The sequence below is a fragment of the Spirulina subsalsa PCC 9445 genome (assembly GCF_000314005.1).
Lineage (GTDB): Bacteria > Cyanobacteriota > Cyanobacteriia > Cyanobacteriales > Spirulinaceae > Spirulina_A > Spirulina_A subsalsa.
Genome location: NZ_JH980292.1, coordinates 4,390,292 through 4,413,728 on the forward strand (window position 1 = coordinate 4,390,292; position 23,437 = coordinate 4,413,728).

At 45.9% G+C, this 23,437-nt stretch carries 22 protein-coding genes; 8 read left to right on the forward strand and 14 right to left on the reverse strand.

The window, feature by feature from the left end; translation table 11 throughout:
- Positions 1-124: 124 nt before the first annotated feature.
- Positions 125-1,375, reverse strand: a complete 1,251-nt coding sequence (locus SPI9445_RS0120045; RefSeq protein WP_017306569.1) for a bifunctional folylpolyglutamate synthase/dihydrofolate synthase — start codon at positions 1,373-1,375, stop codon at positions 125-127.
- 307 nt (positions 1,376-1,682) lie between these two features.
- On the opposite strand from SPI9445_RS0120045, the gene SPI9445_RS0120050 reads away from it, so the two are divergent.
- The 5 genes from SPI9445_RS0120050 (at position 1,683) to SPI9445_RS26320 (ending at position 5,738) form a co-directional block, all read left to right on the forward strand.
- Positions 1,683-1,982: a sll1863 family stress response protein gene (locus SPI9445_RS0120050; RefSeq protein WP_017306570.1), complete on the forward strand. Its 300-nt coding sequence runs from the start codon at positions 1,683-1,685 to the stop codon at positions 1,980-1,982.
- 561 nt (positions 1,983-2,543) lie between these two features.
- Complete coding sequence (locus SPI9445_RS26310; protein WP_017306571.1) at positions 2,544-4,031, forward strand: sensor histidine kinase; 1,488 nt, start codon at positions 2,544-2,546, stop codon at positions 4,029-4,031.
- A 25-nt stretch (positions 4,032-4,056) separates the two neighbouring features.
- Positions 4,057-4,854 carry a putative bifunctional diguanylate cyclase/phosphodiesterase gene (locus SPI9445_RS26315; protein ID WP_017306572.1) on the forward strand — a complete coding sequence of 266 codons (798 nt, stop codon included), beginning with the start codon at positions 4,057-4,059 and terminating at the stop codon, positions 4,852-4,854.
- 24 nt (positions 4,855-4,878) lie between these two features.
- Positions 4,879-5,511 (forward strand): GAF domain-containing protein, encoded by a 633-nt coding sequence (locus SPI9445_RS0120065; protein WP_017306573.1) that lies wholly within the window; start codon positions 4,879-4,881, stop codon positions 5,509-5,511.
- A 5-nt stretch (positions 5,512-5,516) separates the two neighbouring features.
- Entirely contained in the window at positions 5,517-5,738 is a 222-nt protein-coding gene (locus SPI9445_RS26320; RefSeq protein WP_071525361.1) for a hypothetical protein, read from the forward strand.
- On the opposite strand, the gene SPI9445_RS0120075 is transcribed toward SPI9445_RS26320, so the two are convergent.
- Both SPI9445_RS0120075 and SPI9445_RS27830 read right to left on the reverse strand, forming a co-directional pair.
- A complete protein-coding gene (locus SPI9445_RS0120075; RefSeq protein WP_017306575.1) occupies positions 5,735-6,427 on the reverse strand; it encodes a response regulator in 693 nt (230 codons plus the stop codon). The two genes, SPI9445_RS26320 and SPI9445_RS0120075, sit on opposite strands and share 4 nt — an antisense overlap.
- Before the next feature lie 96 nt (positions 6,428-6,523).
- Positions 6,524-8,422 (reverse strand): sensor histidine kinase, encoded by a 1,899-nt coding sequence (locus SPI9445_RS27830; protein WP_083883569.1) that lies wholly within the window; start codon positions 8,420-8,422, stop codon positions 6,524-6,526.
- Between the two features lie 93 nt (positions 8,423-8,515).
- Here SPI9445_RS27830 and SPI9445_RS0120085 point away from each other — a divergent pair, with 93 nt between their 5' ends.
- Together SPI9445_RS0120085 and SPI9445_RS0120090 are read left to right on the forward strand one after the other, a co-directional pair.
- The gene (locus tag SPI9445_RS0120085) at positions 8,516-9,535 is read left to right on the forward strand and encodes an IS4 family transposase (RefSeq protein WP_026079427.1); all 1,020 of its coding nucleotides are present in this window, start codon (positions 8,516-8,518) and stop codon (positions 9,533-9,535) included.
- A 433-nt stretch (positions 9,536-9,968) separates the two neighbouring features.
- Complete coding sequence (locus tag SPI9445_RS0120090; RefSeq protein WP_017306577.1) at positions 9,969-10,874, forward strand: ROK family protein; 906 nt, start codon at positions 9,969-9,971, stop codon at positions 10,872-10,874.
- 83 nt (positions 10,875-10,957) lie between these two features.
- Here SPI9445_RS0120090 and SPI9445_RS27835 read toward each other — a convergent pair whose 3' ends face one another.
- From SPI9445_RS27835 to petM, 8 genes are all read right to left on the reverse strand, one after another.
- Positions 10,958-13,933, reverse strand: coding sequence for a PAS domain S-box protein (locus tag SPI9445_RS27835; RefSeq protein WP_083883570.1), 2,976 nt, complete (start codon positions 13,931-13,933; stop codon positions 10,958-10,960).
- A gap of 29 nt (positions 13,934-13,962) precedes the next feature.
- Complete coding sequence (locus tag SPI9445_RS27840; RefSeq protein ID WP_017306579.1) at positions 13,963-15,849, reverse strand: sensor domain-containing diguanylate cyclase; 1,887 nt, start codon at positions 15,847-15,849, stop codon at positions 13,963-13,965.
- Positions 15,846-16,424 carry a chemotaxis protein CheC gene (locus SPI9445_RS0120105; RefSeq protein ID WP_017306580.1) on the reverse strand — a complete coding sequence of 193 codons (579 nt, stop codon included), beginning with the start codon at positions 16,422-16,424 and terminating at the stop codon, positions 15,846-15,848. Before SPI9445_RS0120105 ends, SPI9445_RS27840 begins: the two co-directional genes overlap by 4 nt.
- A 14-nt stretch (positions 16,425-16,438) precedes the next feature.
- On the reverse strand, positions 16,439-16,813 hold the full coding sequence (locus SPI9445_RS0120110; protein WP_026079960.1) for a response regulator: 375 nt from the start codon (positions 16,811-16,813) through the stop codon (positions 16,439-16,441).
- Positions 16,814-16,972: 159 nt separating this feature from the next.
- Positions 16,973-17,179: a hypothetical protein gene (locus SPI9445_RS0120115; protein WP_017306583.1), complete on the reverse strand. Its 207-nt coding sequence runs from the start codon at positions 17,177-17,179 to the stop codon at positions 16,973-16,975.
- Positions 17,180-17,373: 194 nt separating this feature from the next.
- Positions 17,374-18,312 (reverse strand): thylakoid membrane protein ThyD, encoded by a 939-nt coding sequence (gene thyD, locus SPI9445_RS0120120; protein ID WP_017306584.1) that lies wholly within the window; start codon positions 18,310-18,312, stop codon positions 17,374-17,376.
- A gap of 91 nt (positions 18,313-18,403) precedes the next feature.
- Positions 18,404-18,769: a photosystem II reaction center protein Psb28 gene (gene psb28 / locus SPI9445_RS0120125; protein WP_033375213.1), complete on the reverse strand. Its 366-nt coding sequence runs from the start codon at positions 18,767-18,769 to the stop codon at positions 18,404-18,406.
- Positions 18,770-18,875: 106 nt separating this feature from the next.
- Positions 18,876-18,989 carry a cytochrome b6-f complex subunit PetM gene (gene petM / locus SPI9445_RS0120130; RefSeq protein WP_017306586.1) on the reverse strand — a complete coding sequence of 38 codons (114 nt, stop codon included), beginning with the start codon at positions 18,987-18,989 and terminating at the stop codon, positions 18,876-18,878.
- Between the two features lie 110 nt (positions 18,990-19,099).
- Between petM and pdxA the strand changes: the two genes are divergently transcribed.
- Positions 19,100-20,182: a 4-hydroxythreonine-4-phosphate dehydrogenase PdxA gene (pdxA, locus tag SPI9445_RS0120135; RefSeq protein ID WP_026079962.1), complete on the forward strand. Its 1,083-nt coding sequence runs from the start codon at positions 19,100-19,102 to the stop codon at positions 20,180-20,182.
- Between the two features lie 24 nt (positions 20,183-20,206).
- Here pdxA and SPI9445_RS0120140 read toward each other — a convergent pair whose 3' ends face one another.
- The 3 genes from SPI9445_RS0120140 to SPI9445_RS0120150 form a co-directional block, all read right to left on the reverse strand.
- Positions 20,207-20,548 carry a hypothetical protein gene (locus SPI9445_RS0120140; RefSeq protein ID WP_017306588.1) on the reverse strand — a complete coding sequence of 114 codons (342 nt, stop codon included), beginning with the start codon at positions 20,546-20,548 and terminating at the stop codon, positions 20,207-20,209.
- A 274-nt stretch (positions 20,549-20,822) separates the two neighbouring features.
- Entirely contained in the window at positions 20,823-21,812 is a 990-nt protein-coding gene (locus tag SPI9445_RS0120145; RefSeq protein WP_017306589.1) for a pentapeptide repeat-containing protein, read from the reverse strand.
- Between the two features lie 27 nt (positions 21,813-21,839).
- Positions 21,840-23,180: an FAD-binding oxidoreductase gene (locus tag SPI9445_RS0120150; protein WP_017306590.1), complete on the reverse strand. Its 1,341-nt coding sequence runs from the start codon at positions 23,178-23,180 to the stop codon at positions 21,840-21,842.
- Positions 23,181-23,437: the final 257 nt, after the last annotated feature.

Below are 23,437 nucleotides of genomic sequence, written 5' to 3' on the forward strand. Positions count from 1 at the left end.
TTTTAGGGAACAGGGAACAGGGAACAGGGGGGGAGAGGGGGGAGAGTTCCCGGACTCCCGACTCCCGATTCCCGACTCCCGATTCCCGACTCCCCAACTCTCGGACTTATTCAGCAAGCCCTATTTACTGGTTGCCCAAAAAGTACCCCAACAAATACAACGAACCACACAAAACTACCGTATTCCTCCCCTGTAACGCTCTCTCCAGCGCAGGGAACAAGTCAGGATAGGTTTCACAGACTAGCAACTCTGGACAGATTTGGCGCGCTAATTGGGCTAACTCCAAAGGGTTGGCCCAACTGTGACCCGGAACAGGGACAAGGTATATTTGATCTTGGGGGTGTAAAAGTGCCTCAAAGATTTTATCGTGTTCCTTGGTACTCAACATTCCCATCACCCAAGTGATTGGTTGAGGAAGAGTTTGTACATAGGCCCCCAATGCTTGGGCAGCGGCCGGATTATGCGCCCCATCCATTAAGAACTCATAATCTCGCCAAGTCATCCATTGCAATCTGCCGGGCCAACGAGTGCGGGAAATCCCTTCAGTGATGGCCTCCTCGGAGATAGACCATCCTTGCTCTTGGAGTTCTTCAATGGCCGCAATGGCGATCGCGGAATTCAACAACTGCACCTCTCCAGCTAAAGGTAACTCATACTCTAAAACCTTCCCCCCCTTGGGATAGATCGCCCTCATTTCCCCCTCCTTCTGTGCCGGATGCACCCACCGCGTCGGACAATTTAACGCGGCCACCTTCTCCTCAATCACCAGACGCGCCTCTGGGGGGATTTGACCTAAAAGCGCCGGACACCCCGCCTTAAGGATACCTGCCTTTTCTGCTGCAATTTTGGGTAAGGTATCCCCCAGAACTTGCCAGTGTTCCCGACTGAGAGATGTAATAATAGTGACTAAAGGGCGATCGCAGACATTCGTCGCATCCAAACGCCCCCCTAATCCCACCTCAATCACCCCAATATCCACCTCCTGTTCCGCCAAAAACAACCAAGTCGCCGCCGTAAACACCTCAAACAGCGTCGGAGTCTCCGTCATCCCTGCAACCACCTCCCCCACCCGTTGCAAAACATCCGTTAATTGTTCCGTCGTAATCGGTTTTTCCTGTAAATAAACCCGTTCCGTCCAATCCACCAAATGGGGAGACGTATAACGCCCCACCCGATACCCCGCCTCCGTTAAAATAGACGACAGATAAGCACAAACAGACCCCTTGCCATTCGTCCCCGCCACATGAACAATCGGTACCCGATCTTGAGGATTATTAAGCATCTCCAGCAGCCTTTTCATCCGCTCTAAACCCAGATTAACCCCAAAGCGTTGATAAGGTTCCAACAGTTGATCAATACTAATAACAGACTTCATAAAATAAGTGAATAATTGGCAGAATTCCACTCTATCAGATTCGGGGGATCAGAAATCACGAATCTATGCTCAACCTTCTGTTCCCCCGTCCCAATCCCCCCGTCCCAATCCCCTATTTCTCAAACACTTCTGACAGCACCGATTGAGTCGCCCCATCGTCAACCATCCATCAGGTTTAGGATACCTAGCATATCCCCCCAACCCTTGAAAAAAAAGCAACCTAGCCCGCCGAATATTCATCCGATTTGCAAGAATCTGAGAAAATTGTTATAATAGAACAGAAGTCAAGATGAGGTAAATTAACCCAATGGTTAATCAACTCGACCAAAAACAAGCTTATCGTCAAAAAGTAGCCGCACAACTCGACAAAATCAACGCTCAGATTGACGAACTAAAAGCAAAAGCAAATCAAGTGAAAGCTGACCGAGAAATAGAATTTAACAGCACCATCGAAGAATTAGCCAGCAAGCGAGATGCTGCCCAAAAGAAACTAGAAGAGCTACAAAATTCCAGCGAGGATGCTTGGCAAGAAATTCAAAGCGGTTTTGAAAATGCTTGGAACGATTTAAATAGTGCTTGGCAAAAAGCAACCTCTAAATTTGAGTAAGATTAATTTCTGAAACAATCAACCCCACGAGAATAACACGGGATGCCCTAACCCTTGTCTCTCAAGGGAGGTTTAGGGTAACTCTTGAAGAATCCCCGTCTAGGCAAACGCGGGGAGCATCAAATCCCCGCTAATACTCTTAGCCTTGCCAAACAAAAAGAGTCTAAACAAAAAGAGAAACTGCCATAAGACAGTTTCTCTTTGTAGTATAGCCGTCCTATTTAAGTTATAAGAGTTTGAGAAATTTAACCCACATTTTAGAGGGAATTCATGACTTCCCCCCACGCCACGACTGGACACAATTCTAAATAAACTGCAAATTTTATTTACTTTCCCCCCCGATTTAGGCTATAAAACATTAAGATATTCAAAGCCTGCTCCAAGCCCTTAAAATTCTTCCTTTCGCCTCAGTAATATCCCTTAGATAGAACTCGTAATTTTACCGAATGAAAACTCAGGGATTTTAGGGAGACTAACACCCACCCAAAATCACGATTCCCTCGGATGTGTGACAGGAATCAAACTGGTATCGTGAAGCCAGATATAGGGAGCTAAATTATTATGCTTGATCATGCTTTATACCAGCACCAATCATCACGTTCCCCCGACCTAGTTCGCGCTCCTTCCAACTCGTCCTTCACTCAGCGCGCTCCCAAGGTCGCAGAAACCTCCAGTGATCCACAACTTTGTATTGTACAGCACAACCCAGTTCAAGACAAGATCATACACTTAAGAGATCGTGTCCAAAATGAGAGCCTCACGGAAAGTCAGGTCAAAGAGTACAGTCTCCTTGCTGCACTGCCCGATTTAATCATCCGAGTCGATCAACATGGCACGATTCTGAATTATTTTCCTCCTGCTTCTACCCCCACCCTTGAGCAGGAATATCTAGGTCAACACATCAGCGCTCTCTGGTCAGAAGACATTGTAATCTATACCACCTACCATATCGAGCGCGCCCTTGCCAGCAAAAACGTCCAAACCGGGGAATATGTCCTGCAAGAACAAGAGGAATGGTTTTATTACAAAACCCAGTATGTTCCCTATGGAGAAAATGAAGTTTTAATGGTGATTCGGGATGTTTCCGAAGATAAAAGACTGGAAGCTGACTTACGAGTAGCTCAAGTTAAAGAACGGCAAAACGCCCAGGAATTAAAAAAGACGTTAGACCATTTACAACAAACTCAAGCGCAACTTATCCAAGCGGAAAAAATGTCAGCCTTGGGAACAATGGTGGCTGGCATTGCCCACGAATTAAATAATCCCGTTTGCTTTATTCAAGGGAACTTACAGTATGCCTTGGAATATATCACCCATTTATTAAACCTTGTCCAACTCTATCAAGCTCACGAGACAGTACCCCATCCTGAGATTGCACAATATTGTCAAGAAATCGAATTAGATTTTCTCGAAGAAGATTTACCTCGCTTACTGTTGAGTATGCAAGGAGGGACTGAAAAAATTAGTCAAATTATTCAGTCTCTTTTGAACTTTTCTCGCTTGCAACAATCTGATAAAAAAACCATTGATCTTCATGAAGGGTTAGACAGTACCTTAGTCATTTTAGAACATCGTTGTAAAGCGAAAGATGGCAAGCCCCCCATCCAAATCATCAAAAACTACGGCAATATCCCCCCAGTAGACTGCTATGCTGGACTCTTAAATCAAGTCTTTATGAATTTGATTAGTAATGCCATTGATGCGTTACGAGAAAAGGATGGAGAAGCCACACCAAACATTAGAAAAACGAAAAAGACAAAGGATTTAAAAATCACTATAACCACTGAACAGACAGCTAGTGCTATCCGGGTGAGGATTAAAGATAATGGGGTAGGAATTCCCGATCATATTCGCGACAAAATCTTTAATCCTTTCTTCACTACAAAATCTGTAGGTCATGGGACAGGTTTAGGATTGTCTCTTTCTTATGCCATTGTGGTGGAACGTCATCAAGGTCAACTCACCATGACTTCTGAATTGGGAACAGGGACAGAGTTTTGTGTTGAAATTCCTACTCATTCCCTAAGTTTTACGGCTTTGTCTGCTTAATATAATTTTTCATTACTCAATCATCATGTTACTTTCTGTCTACCTTGAACAAGCTATCCAAAATCAAGAGTTGGTCGCCTATTACCAACCTCAATATTCATCTAAAAACAATCAAATTTCTGGTTTTGAAGCTCTGGTCCGTTGGCAGAATCCAGCGTTGGGCTTAATTAAGCCTTTAGAGTTTCTTCCTTTAGCTCAAGCAACAGGTTGGATTGTTACGATTGACCGTTGGATGTTAAAAAAAACCTGTGAAGAAACCAAACGTCTCCATGATTTGGGTTATCCTATTGTTGCGGCGGTGAATGTGTCGAGTTTACATTTCCACCAGCCGGATTTTGTCGAGTATATTGAGGGGGTGTTAGAGCAAACTGGACTAGATCCGAATTTTCTCGAGTTAGAAATGACAGAAGATGTTGTCATTCTCAACTTAGAAAAAGCACAGGAGATCATGCTACGGTTAATTGATCTAGGGGTTCGTTGGTGTTTGGATGATTTCGGCACAGGGTATTCCAATTTATTTTATTTGTTACAGTTTCCGTTTTTACGAATTAAAATTGATCGCTGTTTTATTCAGGATCTCGACCAAGATCAGAATAAGCGTTATATCGCCCAGTCTATCCTTCAACTTGCCCAAAATTTACGCTTAGAAGTTGTGGCCGAAGGGGTAGAAACTGAGGTTCAAGCTGACTGGTTAAGAGAACAAGGTTGTGACGTGTTGCAGGGGTATTTATTTAGTGAGGCTATTCCGTTGCTTCAGTTGAAGCAAAAGTTATGGATTGATCAATATCAATTTCTGAGCAATGCAGCCGAAAGTGTTGCCTAATTCCTAGCTCTTTTGAGGATTCCTATGAATTCCAATATTTCCCTTCCTCCCGACTTGTCTTGTGATTTATCTCTGGAGAATTTACCCTCCCAGTTGTTCCAGCAAAAGCGGGAACAGATTTTGCGAAATGTGTCGCTTTCTATTCAAAATTCTTTGGAGTTGCGTCTGATTCTCAAGGATTTAGTGACGGAAATCCATCACTGGTTATTGTGCGATCGCGCTTTGATTTACCGTCTGGACACCGAACAGGGGGGATTCGTGATGTCCGAGTCACACACCCCCGACTGTACTTCCCTTTTAGGTTGGAATATTCGTCTTCCCCTCTGGGGGAAGTCTGCCGTCTTAAAACCCGCAGGATTTGAAGCACAAGTGATTCCTGACTTCACTCGAATTCAACTCGACAGTGATGAACGTCAAATCCTCCAGCTTTTTAACATTAAATCTCAAGTGTTAGTTCCTTTGTTGTTAGGACAAAATCCTTGGGGTTTATTAATTCTACATCAGTGTTGTGATGTAAGAATGTGGCAGTCTTGGGAAGTGCAAGGGGTACAAGATTTGGCGGTTTTTTTAAGCATTGCTATTCAACAATCTTATCTGTACCATCAATTGCAATGGATTACGCATCATTGTTTACCATCTAATGGGGCTCATGGGTGATTTTTATGTATTCTTGTCCTTGCTGCGGCACTCAACTCCTGCGTTTTGCGAGTAAAAATCGAGTCTATTGGTTTTGTCGATCTTGTTATCAGGAAATGCCAATTATTGAAGTCCACCCCTTAGCCCATTATCCTGCGGGTAAAGTTGGTTATTTGAATTTATCAACTCCCCCCTTAAAAGCCTCGGCAACTCCCCTGAATTTTAATCCGGATTTAAAAGCGTCTTAAAGCGAATGATCTTGTTGTCGGTCTAGCAAGTTCAATTGTGCTAGGATTTGGGCGTTTTCTGGGTTGATAATTTTTCGCAGTTCTTCCAGTTGATTCAACAGCGAAATTTCTCGTTTAAATTCGGTTTGTAAGATCCGAATATATTCTTTTTGTTGAAATTCTTTGGGGGATTGACTGAGCAGTTCTAACACTATTTTGATGTTAGACAAGGGACGACGAAGTTCTTGATTAAATCCTTGTATCATCCTTTCTTTGGTTTCTAAAAATTGCTTGATTTTATGCAATTCTTCTGTTAACATTGCAAGGTTAGCATCAAAATCTAGCTTCTTTTTTAATTTAGCTTCTATGGCATCCATTAACTCATCCATCGTAAAAGGTTTGGTGATGTAGTCGTCCGCACCTAATGCCATTCCTTTCCGTTGTTCGGAGCGTTCAACTTTGGCGGTCAAAAAAATAAAAGGAATGGTGCGAGTGCTTATGTTATCTTGCAATCTTTCCAAGACTTCATAACCATTGATCTGAGGCATCAAGATATCACAAACAATCAAGTCAGGTTGATGGTCTTGAGCGAGTTGAATGCCCACTTGACCATTTTCTGCGCTGATCACAGCGAACCCTTTAAGGGTTAGAATTTTGGCGATGTTATTTCGGACGGCTTTTTCGTCTTCAATAACCAGAATGGTTTTCATCGACATTCGGTGTTATCCTACGTTACCTCGTCTCCTCTATGGTAGCCAATTTAATTTTATTCGGCGATAATATCCCGTAGATCGTCAAATTAAGGATTAATCTTTACGCCAACTTGCGGTATGGGAAGGCAGGGTAACGATAAAGGTTGTACCTTGTCCGACTTGAGATTCTACGGCTATCTCGCCTCCTTGTAAATCGACGGCTTGTTTAACGATGGCGAGGCCTAAACCTGTGCCGGGGATAGCATTAACATTATTGCCGCGATGGAAGGGAAGGAAAATGTGGGGTAAGTCTTCGGGAGGGATGCCGATGCCAGAATCACTAATGCGAAAGATGACTTTATGTTCTGAACTGGTGAGGCTGAAGCGGATGGGATGATGGGGACGAGAATATTTGAGGGCATTGGATAGCAGATTGGTGAGAATTTGCCGCAAGAGTTTTTCGTCCATTTCAACGTTTAGGGTGGAATGATCTGGGGTTTCAAGGTTAAATTCTGTGCTTTGGATGCTTTTATAGTTGCGTTCGAGTTCCAAGATGAGACGGGAGCAAAAACTAATCAGTTCAATGGGAACGGGACGACATTGGAGTTTCCCTATTTGCCCGTGATTGAAGGTTTTCATTTCTTCGAGGAGTAGGGTGAGATGATGAACGGCTTCTTCAATTTGACTGAAGAGTTCGGTTTCTTCTTCATCGTCCCAATCTCCAGCTTGTAGGAGTTGGGCGGAGGAGAGGATGCTGGTGAGGGGATTGCGGAATTCGTGGGAGGCGATGGAGATGAAGCGGCTTTTGTGTTCGTTGAGTTCTTTTTCCCGCACGAGGGCGTTGAGAATGGCGGCTTCGGCTTTTTTGCGATCGCTCACATCGTGCATTAAGGCAAAATGATAAACCATTTTTCCCTGATCATCTCGGATGGTGTTGATGCGTTGCCAGAGGGGGAAACATCGCCCGGACAAGTCTTGAGCATCAATTTCACCAATCCAATCGTGACCTTGATTGAGTAGGGGATAGACGGCTTTTTCTAGGTAATCTTGGCTTTTAGGGGTCAACAAATCACGATAGTTAAGGGGGCCTTTTTCGAGGGGGGGATTGCCAAAAAGTTTATTGTGGGCGGGATTGGTGTAAATAATATTCCCTTGGGGGTCACTTACGCCAATGGCTTCTTGGGAGTTTTCGACAATCATTTTGAAGAGGTGTAGTTGTTCTTCGGTGGCGTGGCGATCGCTAATATCCACAATGGAGCCGATACATTCCCATAAATTGGCTTGGGGATCGTGAATCATTTTCATTTCATCTCGTAACCAACGGGCTGAACCATCGGGGTGGAGAAAACGGTATTCTAAAATCAAGTGTTGCTGGTGTTCTAGCTGACTGAATGCTTGCAGAACACGCTCCCGATGGGCGGGATCAATCCGTTGCTTCCACAATTCCGTGGAGGCTAAAAAGTCTTGGGAGGAATAGCCTAAGATGTCCTGACAATTATCACTGATAAAGGTGAGAATGTGGGTGTTGGGATGACGAGTATAAATCACTACGGGACTGGATGACAGGAGGTGCTGGAGACGATTTTGAGCCGCTTGTAAGGCTTCTTGCGATCGCTTGGAATCGGTAATATCTTGTCCCACGGCTTGGACAATAATTAACTCGCCTTGCTTGTCAAAAATTCCTCGATTCCGCCAACTTTGATGACGAATTTCACCATGATTGAGGATGACCCGCACTTCACAGGTAAAGACGGGATTCTCTGGGGTTAACAGTTCATACTGTTGATTGAGAATTTGTAGGTCGTCGTGGGGAATGTTGGGAATCCAACAGCGCCCGATTAATTCTGAACGGGATTTCTGGAAATACTTACAGTAGGCATCGTTGACAAATAGAATTGTCCCATCGACTTCATAGCGACAGATTAAGTCAACGTGATCCCGGATAATGGCATAAAAGTTATCATCACTATTTTTCATGGTGGGTGTTGGGGAAGTATTCCCAGAGTTATTCATTGTCAGAAGTGTTGAATGTTAGTAAAAAACTTGACAAAAAGCCCCTATTGTTTTAAAATAGGGGCTTACTTTTTTAAAAAAACTAATCCCTTGATTCTATCCAACTTTCCTCAAATTGTCAAACAATGCCTCGGTCATTTGCCTCAAGATGACTATCCCGTCTTAAATACTTTTAAATTCGTTTCCATTTGGCTTGAATTTGTTCTTGACCAGAGTCAAACCAGTATGAGAAGTCTCTTCAAGAGGCTTAATATTATGGGGGAGTCTGTTGATATTTCCACCTTTTCTAAAGCCAGTAAGTATCGCGATCCTCAAATTTTTTATCAATTGTGGGTTCATCTAACACAACAGTTTCTTAAACAGAATAAGATTCCATCCAATCAGCTACAACTTTTTCCCTTAGATTCAACCATTGTCACTCTCACCAGTAAGTTACTCTGGCATCAAGAAGTTCACCAAGTCAAGCTTTTTGCGGGTCTAAATCTCTTCACCGGAATTCCAGGCGGACTCTTCCTTCATTTTGGTCAAGGTCATGACTATAAATATGGCGATACAACCCTAGAATCAATTCCAGCTAATGGCGTTGGAATAATGGATAGAGGCTTTTTTAGCCTAATTCAAATTGCCCTGTTACAAAAGTTGAAGGATCGCTACTTCGTTCTGAGAATTAGGAACAATGTTCACTTAACTTTCCTAGATAATGGCAATTGTTTACTAGGCCAAGGTCGCGAACAAATTGAAGCTAGAGTCGTAAGTTTTAGCGACTTAGAGAAAAAGACTGAGTTTCGATTAGTAACGAACTTACCCGAGACGGGAGAAGGAGGAGTTAGCTCAGAAGAAATTGCCGAGTTTTATCGTTTGCGTTGGTCAATTGAGTTGCTTTGGAAATTTTTAAAGATGCACCTCAAATTAGATCGCCTCATCCCTAAAAATATCAACGGAATTGAAATCCAGATTTATAGTTGTCTGATTGCCTATTTACTTCTAAATATGCTCAAGATACCGACAGAGTTCGGTAAATCTTTATTGGATAAATTGCGATATTTACAGGCGTTTATGTGTCAAAAAATTAGCTATGTACACTGGTTTAGAGAGCTAGTGCCACCTGGTTAAATTTACCCCTTAACAGGGTTAGTGTGTCCATTTGTACTTAGTTCATAAGTACCGATTCAACACTTCTGATTCATTGTGTATAGTTTTTATAAATTGTAGCGATGTATACTGTTTGTTGGTAAAAAACAGATTTGTAGATCCTCAAATGTCAAGATACCAAAAGCGGATCTTTCTTGTTTATTTTTCCCAGTTTTCTCGATTGGATTAACGGCTTGATGTATCTTTACAAAGACTAGAGTAAGGGATTAAATTTTGGGTTACAAAGCTTTGAAAAGTTGGGGGGAGTAGATGGGCAGAATCTAAGGGCGAAGAGAGTAAACAGGGGAACTGAAGGAACTTAAGATTAATCCCCCTAGGATTAGCCCAAAAACAGCCTTTTCTTTGTACAATGAAAACTTTAAACTAAGTTTAAGAAGATGGTCAAGTCATAACAATGGAATCACAACAAAATCCGGAAGTAATTGGTATTGACTTAGGAGGTACCGCGATTAAATTGGGGCGGTTTTTAGCCGATGGGACTTGTCTGGAGTTCCGCAGGATTCCCACTCCGCAACCGTCAGAACCGAATCGGGTGATTGAGGCGATCGCGCAAACGGTGCAGGAGTTGAATCAAGGTCACGCGATCGCCCTTGGGGTGGGGGTTCCCGGGCCGGCTGATGTGGCGGGAAAAGTGGCTTTAGTCGCGATTAATCTCGCCGAGTGGCAGAATGTTCCTCTAGCCCAAGAATTAGAAGCTAAAACGGGACTCCCGACGGTTATTGCCAACGATGCCAACTGTGCGGGATTAGGGGAAGCTTGGATTGGGGCGGCGGCTAACTTTCGCCATTCTATCCTGCTGACCTTGGGAACGGGGGTGGGGGGTGCGATTATCTTGGAGGGTCAGTTATTCACAGGCTATGATGGAGCGGCCGGGGAGTTGGGGTTAATGACGATTAATCCCGAGGGGCCGCCTTGTAATAGTGGGAATCGTGGTTCTTTGGAGCAACATTTATCAATTGGGGCGATTCGACGAGCAACGGGGCAGGAGCCGATTGAGTTGGGGGAGTTAGCGAAAAAGGGCGATCGCAAGGCCTTAGAATTTTGGCAGGATTACGGACGGCTTTTAGGCATTGGTTTAAGCAATTTACTCTACATTCTCACCCCCGAGGTGGCTGTTATTGGGGGGGGAGTCAGCGCTAGTGCAGAGTTCTTTTTTCCCTCAGCCCTAGCGGAAATTGAACAGCGAGTCCTAGCCACCTCTCGCACCCGTTTTCATCTCCTTGTGGCCGCTTTAGGTAATAATGCCGGAGCCATTGGCGCAGCCCGTTTAGCTTGGCAACAGTTGGGGAGTCGGGAATAGGGAGCGGGGGAGCGGGGAATAGGGAACAGGGGGGGAGAGTTCCCGGACTACCGATTCCCGATTCCCTAAGCCCACCCTCCCACTCATTGCAACACCGACACCCGATCCCGTCCTTCAGCTTTAGCGCGACTTAAAGCCATTTCTACCCCTTCCAACAAGGTCTTCCAAGTCATGCCATTTTCCGGCAGTTTAGCCACCCCAAGGGAGACAGTAATGCTATCTAAAAACTGTTGCTGATGTTCAAATTTTAAGCCCTTAATCCCTTCCCGTAACACTTGGGCCCGATGGTGGAGTTCATCAAGGGATTGATCCGGAATCAACACAATGATCTCCTCTCCCCCGTAACGAGCCGCTAAGTCCGCTTGGTGGAGACTGCGCCGGATAAAACTCCCGAGGCCTTTGAGGACTAAATCCCCGGCCTCATGGCCAAAAGTATTGTTAAAGTTGCGGAAGTGGTCGATATCGAGCAGGATTAAGCCCAGAGAGCGTTTTTGGCGGACGGCGGTATAAACTTCCCGTTCGAGGGACTCTTCTAAATAACGACGGTTAAATAGCCCGGTGAGGGGATCGTGAATGGTATCCAGTTTTAAGTTAACCCGCAGCTTGACATTAGCCAAAGAGAGGGCTAATTGTTCAGCGACAGTGTGGGCAAATTGCTGCTTTGCCTCATTGAGAATCTCTTGATGGGGAGACGTGAGGTATAACAGGCCGAGGGTGTCCCCTTGGGCTACCAGGGGGATACTGAGGGAGAATCCGGGGGGGGGATCTCGGCGAATATGTTTGCTCATCAGACGGGGATGGGAAGCGTCGGACCAGTGGGTGCGGCCTCGTCTGAGCGCCCAACTGTCATCGGGAGAAAAGATGGTTTCGCTGTTGAAATGTTCTCCCCAAGTGGCGATCGCCTCGACCAAATTTCCGGCTTCATTGAGGGCGAAAACCCCCCCAGAACAGTCAGGGAAGAGGGGGGCGATTAATTCGGCAATGGCATCATAGGCATCATTGAGGGTGGCGCTGGCCTGTAAAAAGTCGTTGAGTTCGGCGAGTTTTTCCATTTCTTGGCGGTGGGAATCCAATTCCAACACCGAATGACTCAACTGTTCTTTCGCTCGCCGCAGTTCTTCGGTTTGTCGCCGTCGTTCGGTGATATCTTCCACCATATAGGAGAACCGTTGTTGACCGTCAATGGAGGAAACCGTGGCCGATAACCAACGAATATCGACGCTGTGATCATCGAGATCGGTTTCATAAGCATATTCAAATTGAACAGGTTTCCCCAGACGCGCACTTTCTTGACAGTGATCGATCCAATAGCGGCGGATCTCTTCCGGCACGCCCATTTCACTGGCCAGTAGGCTGGTTTGGGTGAGGGGGGAGAGGCGGAAAAACTCCGTCGTCACGGCATTATCGGAAATGTGGCGAATGTCATTGTCCAGCAATTCAATAATCCCCATCATCATGGAGGTGCTGTTATAAAAGCTCTTGAGGGTGGATTCACTCGCTTGTAGGGCGGTCTGAATGGTCATGCGATCGCTAATATCTTCCACCAAACCCAAGAAATACATCACCTCGCCCATCACATCCCGCACCACAGACCCAGTAATCATCACCCACACTTCTGAGCCATCTTTGCAAATATACCGTTGCTCTAGTACCAGTTCCCCCTGTTCTCCATCCACCAATCGGCGGTACTGATGCACTAAATTACCTAAATCTTCAGGGTGGCTGAGTTCTTGTAAAGTATAGTCTCTTAACTCCATTTCCCCATACTGAATCAGGCGGGAGAATTTGGGGTTCACCTTCAGGAATTCCCCACTGCGGTTACACTGAATCACGCCGATTTCCGACTGTTGGAATAGGGATCTAAAGCGTTTCTCACTGTCTTGGAGGGATTCCTCAGCGTTGTTCCGTTCGGCGATTTCGTGTAACAGTTCCTCATTGAGGTTCATTAACTGGGTAGTGCGTTCTTCCACCCGCAATTCCAGTTCCTCGTTGAGTTTTTTCAGGGCTTCTTCAGCTTGTTTCCGTTCCGTCACATCCCGCACAATCAATAAAAACCGCTTGATTTTCCCTTCCAGTAAGCGAGAAACCGCCAATTCTAGGGGGAAAATACTCCCATCCTGTCGTTGTCCCAAAAATTCCCGTTTTGTGGTGGCAAGGGGATGATGGCTAATCTTTTCTAAACTATTGGGATTCTGGGCGGCCGTATTGACAGGTTGAATGGCCGTAGTTTCGCCAAAGAGGGTACTTTCGACCTCGCCCTCTCCTTCCCCAAAGGCCAGCATGAGGGTTTGAATATGTTGCCCCAACACCTGAGAGGCTTTGTAGCCAAAAATCTGCTCGGCCGCTCGGTTAAAGGACTCAATCACCGCCTTTTCACTCAACAAAATCATACCATCAGCGGCCTGTTCAATCATGGCGCGGTTTTTGGCTTCGCTGCGTTCTAAAGCCTGTTTTGCCCGTCCACTCACTTGGCTATAAATCAAGGAGCCAATAGCATCTAATACAATCAGGGCTACCGCGACAATTACCCCTACCTTTAAGTAGGGGGATTGGAAAGCGGCTAAATCGACTTGAATCACTATGCCCCAGTTGAGGGTGTCGATGGGTTCATAGGCCGCAATCACCTCAATTCCCTCGTAATCGGGGCCAATTTCCGCCCCAGACTCTCCCGTAAGGGCGTTACGCATGGCGCTCGCCCGACTTTGATCGGTCCACTGTACAGGATCGGGAGTAGTGACTTGGTTGTTGCGCTGACTAAGTAGGAACTCAATGCGATCGCCTTGTCGCGTCCCAATCACAAGTTCTCCCGTCCGGTCGGGGAGTTGGGTTTGTTGCAGGCTATTCTGTACGGTTGCCAACAACTCGGTGGGATTCTCTTCCCCTTGAGATAATGAAGTAATCCACTGGCGTTGTTGTTTCGCCATTTGGGCCAACTGTTCTTGCTGCTGCTGTAGGGCGGTTCGATACAACAGATAGATGCCTCCAGATGCCACAATGAGAGACAAGGAAAGGGTCGTCATATTGAGAATCAATAGTCCAAGCCGTTGGCGGTTCTTCATCGATTTTTTGTAGACGTTCAGATTAAATTTTATAGGGTTGGTTCATCTATAGACGGGCCGAAAGCAACCACGCGATCGCGCCCCGTGGCTTTGGCTTGATAGAGCGCTTGATCGGCCGCACGAATCACCGCCTCCCAAGTCAGACCATGTTGGGGAAAACAGGCCACTCCCAACGATAGAGTAATTTTACCGACAGTCTGCCCTTGATGCTCGATTTTCAAGGTTTTAATCCCTTGACGAATTTGGTCAGCCCGTTTCTGGGTATTTTCTAGGCTAGCCTCGGGCAAAATCAAGAGTAATTCTTCCCCGCCATAACGGCAAGCAATATCACTATTGCGGATATTCAGCACTAAAAATTCACTCAGAACTTGTAAAACACGGTCGCCGATCGCATGGCCATAGGTATCATTAAAATTCTTAAAATGATCCACATCCAACATAATCACCCCCACCGGATAGCCCTTGCGCAGTGCCAGATGGATCTCTCGCCCCAGCGCTTCTTCTAGATAACGGCGATTATACAAGCCTGTCAAACCATCCCGAATACTCAATTCATGGAGGGTTTCCCGTAACTGTAAATTCGCCAAGGCTAAGGCAATATTTTCCGCCACAGTTTCGGCTAAATCCTGTTCTGTTTGGTTTAACGATTCCCCGGCGGCGATCTGCCCTTCTAGTAAAAATAACCCCAGTTCTTGGTTTTGGCTATGGAGGGGAAGATAAAAATACTCCTTGGGCAAGGTTGCCAAGAAACGTTTACAGTCACACAGGCCATTCCTCCGTTGTTGTTGACGCAGCCAGTTTTGATAACTCAACGCCACCTGTTCAATCACCAAGGCATCTCCCCAATCACTAAACACCCGCACCTGTTCCTGGTCTGAGATTAAAACGCCTCCAGCCCTTTGGGGAAACAAGGCTTGGACAAAATGACGAATTGCCCCAGCGATCGCACCCCGGGTTAAACTGGCTTGTAGGGCATTGCTCAAATCCCGCAATAAGGTAATCTCTCGGTTACGCTGTTCTAACTCCATCACCCAGCGTTTTAAGTGATCATGGGCTTGATTTAAGGCTTCCTCGGACTGTTTCCGTTCGGTAATATCTTCTACTAAACTGAGGCGATAGAGAGCTTGTCCGTCGTAGTTGCGAATCATGGAAACCGTGACCATTACCCAGAGAACCCCTTGCGTTTTACTACAATAGCGTTTCTCTAGACGGTAAGATTCACAATTCCCTCGGTTCAACTCTTCCAACCAATAGGCAGTTTTTTCGCGATCTAAGGGATGGGTAATTTCTAGGACACTTAACCCGGTTAACTCCTCCTCACCATAACCGACCATCTGACTAAAGCGCCGATTCACCCGAAAAAAACCATGATTTTGGTCAATTAAGGCCATTCCCAAGGGGCCATCCTCGAAAATTTTGGCATAGCGGGCTTCACTTTCCCGTAAGGCTGCCTCAATATGCTGCCGTTGCTGGATTTCCGCTAAGGCCTGATCCCGCATTTTCCGGTAAGCTTGGCTTTGATGGGTTAAATCGGTGACATCTTGAATGGCTAAAACGGCATAGAATTCCTGCCCCCCGGCATTGGGGAGGCCTGTCACCATCACTTGTTGACTGCGTAATTGATCGGGGCCAAAGGGTACCGGAATTAAGTATTTATGGAGTTGGGCGGAAAAAACTATCGGTGGCCCGCCGTTAAAAATTTGTTGTAAACGTCCCTGATATTTTGGCTCTCGGAAATGAGAATAATACTGATCAATGGGGAAGCCGATGATTTCGCGGCGAGGAATTTTCGTCCAACTTTCGAGGGTTTTGTTCCAAAACACCACGACAAAATCACTACGAAGAACACAAACGCCCTCGGGAATCCGATCAAAGAGATCAAAGTTTAAAGATTCGGAGAGTTGGGGATTGGTCATGGAATTTGCAGGGCCTGTAGCAGCGCATTGAGAGAGCCGACCCTAAACACTAGGATAATATTTCCCGTTACTTTTAGTTGTTGAATCTCAAAGCGGGTTTCTGCTAGTAAAATGGCATCATTGGCGCTCACTTGGTTATACAGTAAATGACTAATTGTATCTTCGAGATAAACGGGGATATCATATTCTAGATATTGTTCGAGGGTGTTGGCGATCGCACCCATAACCCCATTAATCACAATATTTCCCACCTCGTTTAAGGTACTGATTTTTAAGGAATCTAAATCGGGACCATCTAGGGGTTCTCCGGTTAAAATAGCGACTAGGGCTAGGGCGCTGGTGGTGGGAAAGACCAATTGGGCTACCCCGGCAAAAGAGCCATTAAAGCCTAACTGCACGGCTGACATGGGTTCTCCGTCGAGTTCCTGTTGTAGTTTTTCCTGTGCTTCTACAACAGATAGGAGTTGCACATGGGGGATTTGTAACGCAATATGGGATTGAACCATCTCGTTTAATGTCCCCGCGGCCTGTCCGACTCCAATATTGACTAACTCTTGGAGTGCATCTTGCTGCATCTCGGTTAACTGAGTCAAGAGTCCCCTCCGTTTATAAGCTGAATATGTTGTAGGATGATTTGTAGCTCTTGGGGTTTGGGGGGTTTATTTAAAACGGCGATCGCACCCAAATTCAAGCAACGTTCCCGTGAGGTATCCTGAATATCTGCCGTCACCACCACCACGGGCAGGCGTATCCCTTGATTCTGCAAGGCTTCTAAGACCTCATAGCCATTCATTTCGGGCATTAATAAATCTAAAAATAAACAATCCGGTTCGTGGTTTTCCAGCATCTCTAGGCAATGTTTGCCGTTGGTGGCCTCGATGACCTCATGACCTTCTTTCTCTAAAGCCCGTCTTAACATAGTTCGAGAGAAACTCGCATCCTCTGCCAGCAGTATTAACCCCACAATTGATTCTCCTTATGCTGATATCGTCGCTTCTCCTATTTTAGGATTTGGCGGGATGAAAGAACGAAGAATCTTTGACCCTCCCCAATCTCAAGAGATGGGGATTCAGCAGGAGTCTAATATTGAAATTGTACAAGCGTATTAAATACTGGGGAGCATCTAATTCAATTTTAACGAATTCACGGGAACATCATCCCACGATTCAACCGTTCTCATCTGGACAATCCAGCCTTGAGATTTTTGTTCGGGTGTTAGATTTTCTTCAAAGGATTTATAACACTCTTGGGCAGTCATTTCATCACAACTGGCAATACAAGCGTGAATCATACCAGAGGGGTCAAGTTGTTCGTTAATCCAAATGGTCATAGCTGTCACTTTCCTCAATTTCTAGGGGTTAGTATAGCGCGAATCGGTGATTGATATTGTCATCCATAGCTCGTCTGAGTGAGACATGAACTCTGGGCTATTGTCTTATCTGGATTCCAGCCGAGCCGTTTTTGCACGACTCAGATAGGTTGGCTATAGATAGGAATTTTAAAAAATCACAAAATTCTCTTTTTTTAATGGGAGAGGACTTCTTTTAAGGCTTTGTCAACGGTGGAATATTCATAAACAAACCCTGTTTTTATTGTGGCTTTTGGTAACACTTGTTGCCCTTCTAAAACCACAATAGCCCCATCCCCTAACAGGGCTTCTAAAACGAAACTGGGAACGGGCAACCAAGAGGGTCGATTCATCAATTGTCCGAGGGTATCGCATAGGGTTTTCATCCGCACTGGATTAGGGGCTGTGGCGTTATAGATTCCGGCAAAATCGGGCTGTTTTAAGGCGGTTATAATCAGGTTGATTAAATCTTCTCGGTGAATCCAAGAAAACCATTGTTTCCCGGAACCAATGGGACCCCCTGCGAAGAGTTTAAAGGGGGGAATCATTTTGGCGATCGCACCCCCATTCCCTAACACGATGCCAAAGCGCAAAATCACGAGACGCACCCCGCTTTTTTTCACCTGTTCTGCTTCCGTTTCCCACGCTTGACAGACCTGAGCGAGAAAATCGTTTCCGGGGGTGCTAGTCTCTTCAAAGATGGCCGTTTCGCTGGTTCCATAGTACCCAATGGCTGAAGGATTAATTAAAACGGCGGGTTTGGGATGGGCTTGGGCGATCGCCTCTACAATCATGCGAGTCCCCAATTGCCGACTCTCAAAGATGTTCTGTTTGCGTTCTTGAGTCCAGCGTCCCTCTGCAATAGACTCCCCGGCTAAATTAATTACGGCATCACACCCAGAAATAGTTTGTTGCCAGTCTCCCGACTGGGTAGGGGTGTAAGGCACAATCTTCAACTGGGGGAAAACTTGGGGAGGGAACACTCGTTTAGCGCGGTTTTCATCCCGGGTCAACAACAGGATAGAATGACCTTCACTGTGTAGTTTTTCCACTAAACGAGTCCCCACAAATCCCGTCCCACCTGTGACCGCAATTTTTAGTTTTTGTTCCGTCATGACTCCACTCACACCACAGTTTAATTGAATTGGATTTTTTCTAATTTTAAGGCTTGCTCATCATTACAAGTTTTAGAAAAAATCGGGGGGGTTAGCTATCTTGATAGCCCATGCCATTGGCTTCGGCGTAACGGTGCATAAAGCGCATAAACCGTTCCCAATGGTCATCTTCATGAATTTCAAATTGACATTCTACTCCATGCAAATCGTCGCCGTCATCTCCCCCAAAACGGATTTTCAGGGAGGAAGGGGTCACTTGAATTTCCCCCTCTTGATCAATGAGATGCAACGCCCCTTTCGATTGGCGAGTGTAACTATTCACTAATTCCAAGGCGCGTAAATTTTCAAAGATCATCAAAACGTTGCGAATGCCCGAAGTTTTCCCCCGGCGCAGTCGCACGTCGGTTAATTCTTCTGGAAGACCAGAAAGAAACTCAATGGTGGGTTTAGTAGACATTTGGATTAAAAAATAAAGGGGTAAATCCAAATTGATAATTGATAATTAAAAGCGACCCATTACCCCTGAGTTATAATTCAGAATTTAGTCCCAGACTTTGGCTCAATTAATCAGCCGCTTTGCCTTGAATTTTCAGGATGAGAAATCCCAGAGATAACCCCACTAAAATCAGGGTGGAAGATAGGACAACAGCGTTAAACAAAATGTCGTTAGCGGTCATTAAAAATGCTCCTTTTATTGTGATATAATGGGATGATAAAGCAAGACGACTGAGCCATCTATCCTTTATTATAAAGCACTGAAGTCTCAAAAAAAATCCCCGGTTGAGTTATGATCTCATCTTCCTCATGCCGTCCTGCCTTAGCCGTTACTATGGGGGATCCGGCCAGTATTGGACCCGAGGTAGTGCTAAAAGCCCTCACAGACCCCTCCTTAACGGAAAAATGTACAATCACCCTTGTGGGGAGTCGTCGGCTGTTTCAGCAGGCTTATCAGCAGTTGCGAGGCTTGGGACTGGAAACCATTGCCAATCCTGAAGCATTTCCGATGATTGATTTATCTGTGGCGGAGACTCAGATTGAACAGGGGGTGGGGAGTGCAGCGAGTGGGAAAGCGAGTTTTATTTATTTAAAAGAGGCGATCGCCCAGACTCTCACCGGACGCTTTCAAGGCATCGTCACAGCCCCCATTGCGAAATCCCTCTGGCAAGCCGCAGGCTATAATTATCCCGGACAAACCGAGGTTTTAGCCCAAGGTGCAGGGGTGGATCGCTATGGGATGTTATTTGTAGCGCGATCGCCTTATACTCAATGGCAACTGATCACCCTCCTAGCCACCACCCACATTCCCCTCCGTCACGTTCCCGACGCCCTCACCCCAGAATTACTCAGCGAAAAACTCGATTTACTCATCCACTGTTTACAAACAGACTTCGGCATTCATGCCCCTAAAATTGTCATTTCTGGTTTAAATCCCCACAGTGGCGAACAGGGAAAACTCGGCACAGAAGAACGGGATATTTTAATCCCTTGGTTAGAACAAGAACGGCTCAAATATCCTAACCTTTCCCTGATTGGCTTAGTCCCACCCGATACCCTGTGGATTCATCCCGCAAAAGCTTGGTACGGTCATGTAGATAAGACCAATCTAGAGTTCAACATCCCTCAACAAAACACCCTGTTAGCAGACGGCTACTTAGCATTGTATCATGATCAAGGGTTAATTCCCGTTAAACTAATGGCTTTTGAACAAGCCATTAATACAACCATTGGTTTACCCTTTATTCGCACCTCCCCCGATCATGGAACGGCCTTTGACATTGCCGGAAAAGGAATCGCTAATGCAGCCAGCATGAAAGCCGCCATTGAATTAGCGGCTGAATTAGCTACGTTTAGGCAATTGAGTAATTTTTAATTACTACTATTTAATAAGTAGTCCTTAAGTCTCCCATAAAGACTCTAACTCAACCCTTAAAATATTAACATTGGCGACCCGACCAATGACCAAACTCTCTTGACCTGCGCGATGTAATTCCTCTTGCCAAAAACGGATACTATCCTCATGTTTGAGCCAAAAATTAACAATGGTACTCAGCATTTGATCCCATTCCCAAGCCCATTTATCTGGCATCTGTTCAGCCGACTGTAAAAAACCATCTAATGTGCAATCTAAACTCCCTAGATACGCTTTCCCTCCTTGTAACGGGTGGGGATTCTGTTCTTGGTAGTGGAAGAACGTCAGGACGGAAGAAACGCCAAGAATATCAAATGTATAGGACATAGCTTCTGGTTTATCGTAAAAACTGCGGTTAAATTGGGGATGCAGCTTCGGGTTCTGGGGTGTGATTCCTGTATTAGCCTTGGCTAATGCACTATTTGGCTAATGCACTATACGGATCACACTTCTCTGGTTTGCCTTTGATTTTTGATGGATTTTAGACTATCCTCCCCCTGATGTTAACCCACTTTGCCTACTTAAGACCATTTTTAAAGGTTTTTTAACAGATTAACCTTAAAACCCTCAGTAAGTTTTCGGCTTCTGTCGTTAGGGGGGGTTAACCCCTCAACTGTCCATCTGGCATAGTAGTTTGTCCAAAAATCGCTTGTTGTTGTTGGGTATCCTCAAAAATGCTCCCCCGTAAGTTTGCCCCGGTTAAATTTGTTCCCTCCAACAGGGCTCCCGTTAAATCTACCCCCCACAAGTAGGCATCCCGCAGGGTAGCCCGTGTTAAATTAGTCGCCGTCAAATTGGCTTGATTTAAATTGGCTCCGGTTAAATTAACCTCAGACAACAGCGCTCCTTGCAAATCGGCTTTACTTAAATCAGCCTCAGCCAGTTCAGCCTTGCGTAAATTAGCTTGCCGTAAGGTCGCCCCGTGGAGTTTGGCCTTTGTCAGAATCGCTGCTCTCAACTGTGCCTCGCTCAAATTCGCCACGGTTAAGTTGGCCTCGCTCAAATTGGCCCCACTCAGTTTAGCTCCGCTAAGATCCACCCCATCTAAATCAACCCCTTGGAGATCCACTGCATTCATATAAGCTGCACTCAGTTTCACCCCGTTGAGGATGGCTCCGCGAAAATTAGCCCCACTCAAACGAGCGCCGGATAGGTTTGCCCAACTAAAATTCACATCTGACAAATTCGCCCAACGGAAATTAATGCCCTGTAAATTAGCTCCACACAAGTTAACGCCTTGTAAGTGGGCTAACTGTAAATTGACATAGCTCAGTGTAGCGCCGCTTAATTTTGCCTCTTTGAGTAAGGATTTGACGAAATAAGCCCCAGATAAATTGGCTTTTGTTAAATCAGCCCGGCACAAATCCGCCTGTGTTACTTTCGCCCAACTGAAGTCTACCCGATATAAAAAAGCGCCATTTAAATTAGCTCGGCTTAAATTGGCTCGTTTGAAGTTGGCGGCTCCTAAGTAGGCTCCTGCTAGATTAATCCCCTCTAACTTGGTGCCAGATAAATCAACACCCATTAAGTTAACGCCTGAGAAATCTCGTTCTCCGTTCTTGTAGCGGGTGAGTAGTTCATGAACGTCCATTGGCCATTCCCACCATTAGTTAAATTTCTAGTTAAATTTCTCTTCCCATGCGCGCATTTTACCGGGATTGAGTAAGCCGTAGGGGTCAACTTGTTCTTTAAAGGCAAGTTGTAGGGGGTCAATCACCTTGCGGCCGCCGTCTTCGAGGATGTAGGTGTGGGGATTGGCGATCGCACACCCTTGAGCCTCATGATACTCAATAATCTCTCCTAGACGCTCTGGGGTGGTATAGCGGACTAATTGTAATCCGGCCGCAATAGCGCGACCTTCGACCCGTAAAAATTCTAAGTGAATCATCACCTCATCTCCAAAATGCTCATACATCGCCGCGACGCGCTCTAAATCGAAATAAAAGGTCTGTAAATAGGTTAAGGAGGGGTCAACAGCGCGGGCGTGGAGGGTGGTATGGTTCCAGGTGAATTCGGCTAAACTGATGCCTTTTTGGGCTTCCTGGGCGGTTTTCTGATAGGTAATGGTGCCGCCATAGTCTTGGACTAAAGCTTGTAAGGGTTCTAAGGAGGATTCCGCTACCATTAATAAAGCACAGGACTGACCGGGGGGAATAAACCCTTGTAGGGCGGTGAAATAGCTCCCAATGGGGTCCGCACAAACGGAGACTAACTTTTTCACGAAACCATCCCCATCACTGAGGGCTTGACCAAACCGGGCGGCCGTGAGAAAGTCCCCAAAAGTGACAATGACTTCCGCCCAAGGATAAGCGGGAGCGAGGGGAATTTCCAGTTGGGTGATAATGCCATTGGTTCCATAGGCATGGTTGACAGATTGTACTTCATCTCCCCGTAGGGTGAGAATTTGGGGGTGATCTTCGAGGGTGACAACTCGGGCGCTGTAGACATTACCGCGATCGCGCAGTTGTCCATAATTAATCGACCCAATGCCCCCACTTCCGCCTCCAATAAACCCCCCGAGGGTGGCCGTGCGGTAAGTAGAGGGATACATCCGCAACTCCCAACCTTGTAAGCGGGCTTGTTTATCAAAGGCCGCCATTTTAACCCCCACTTCCACAGCCGCCACCCCGTCTTTAATCCAGAGAATTTGGTCTAGGCGGCTGGTATCTAAGACTATCCCGCCCATGAGGGGGATACATTGCCCATAATTCCCGGTTCCAGCCCCCCGCACCGTTAGGGGGATTTTATGGCGCACGCAGACTTGAGCCACTTGTTGCACTTGTGCCTCATTCACGGGACGCACCACTAAATCCGCCCGTTTATCAGCCAGTTGAGGCTGCAAAATGGGGCTGAAGTGGTAGTAGTCTAGGGAAAGTTTGGTCAGTTGTTGGGAATCGGTGATGGTTTCAATACCCGTTAATTCTGCGTGAATCGCTTGCCAGTCGAAGGAGAGGGTCATAGGTCAATCCCGGACTTACCATAATTTAGCAGGACTCAGTTGACACTCCCACCGTTAATTGCTGATGCCATCTAACGGAGGATTGTTGTTTCTTTCCAGCCCACATTACGGGTTACTGTTACAACAAGTGTACCACTAGAGAGATTACGATGGCAAGGAGTGACATCCTCCCGACACCGACCCTAGGGGTACGGTGCGGGCTTCCCCATATTACTATGAGGCTTTCCTGCTTCTACGGGAGGCTGAGGCTAGAGTCC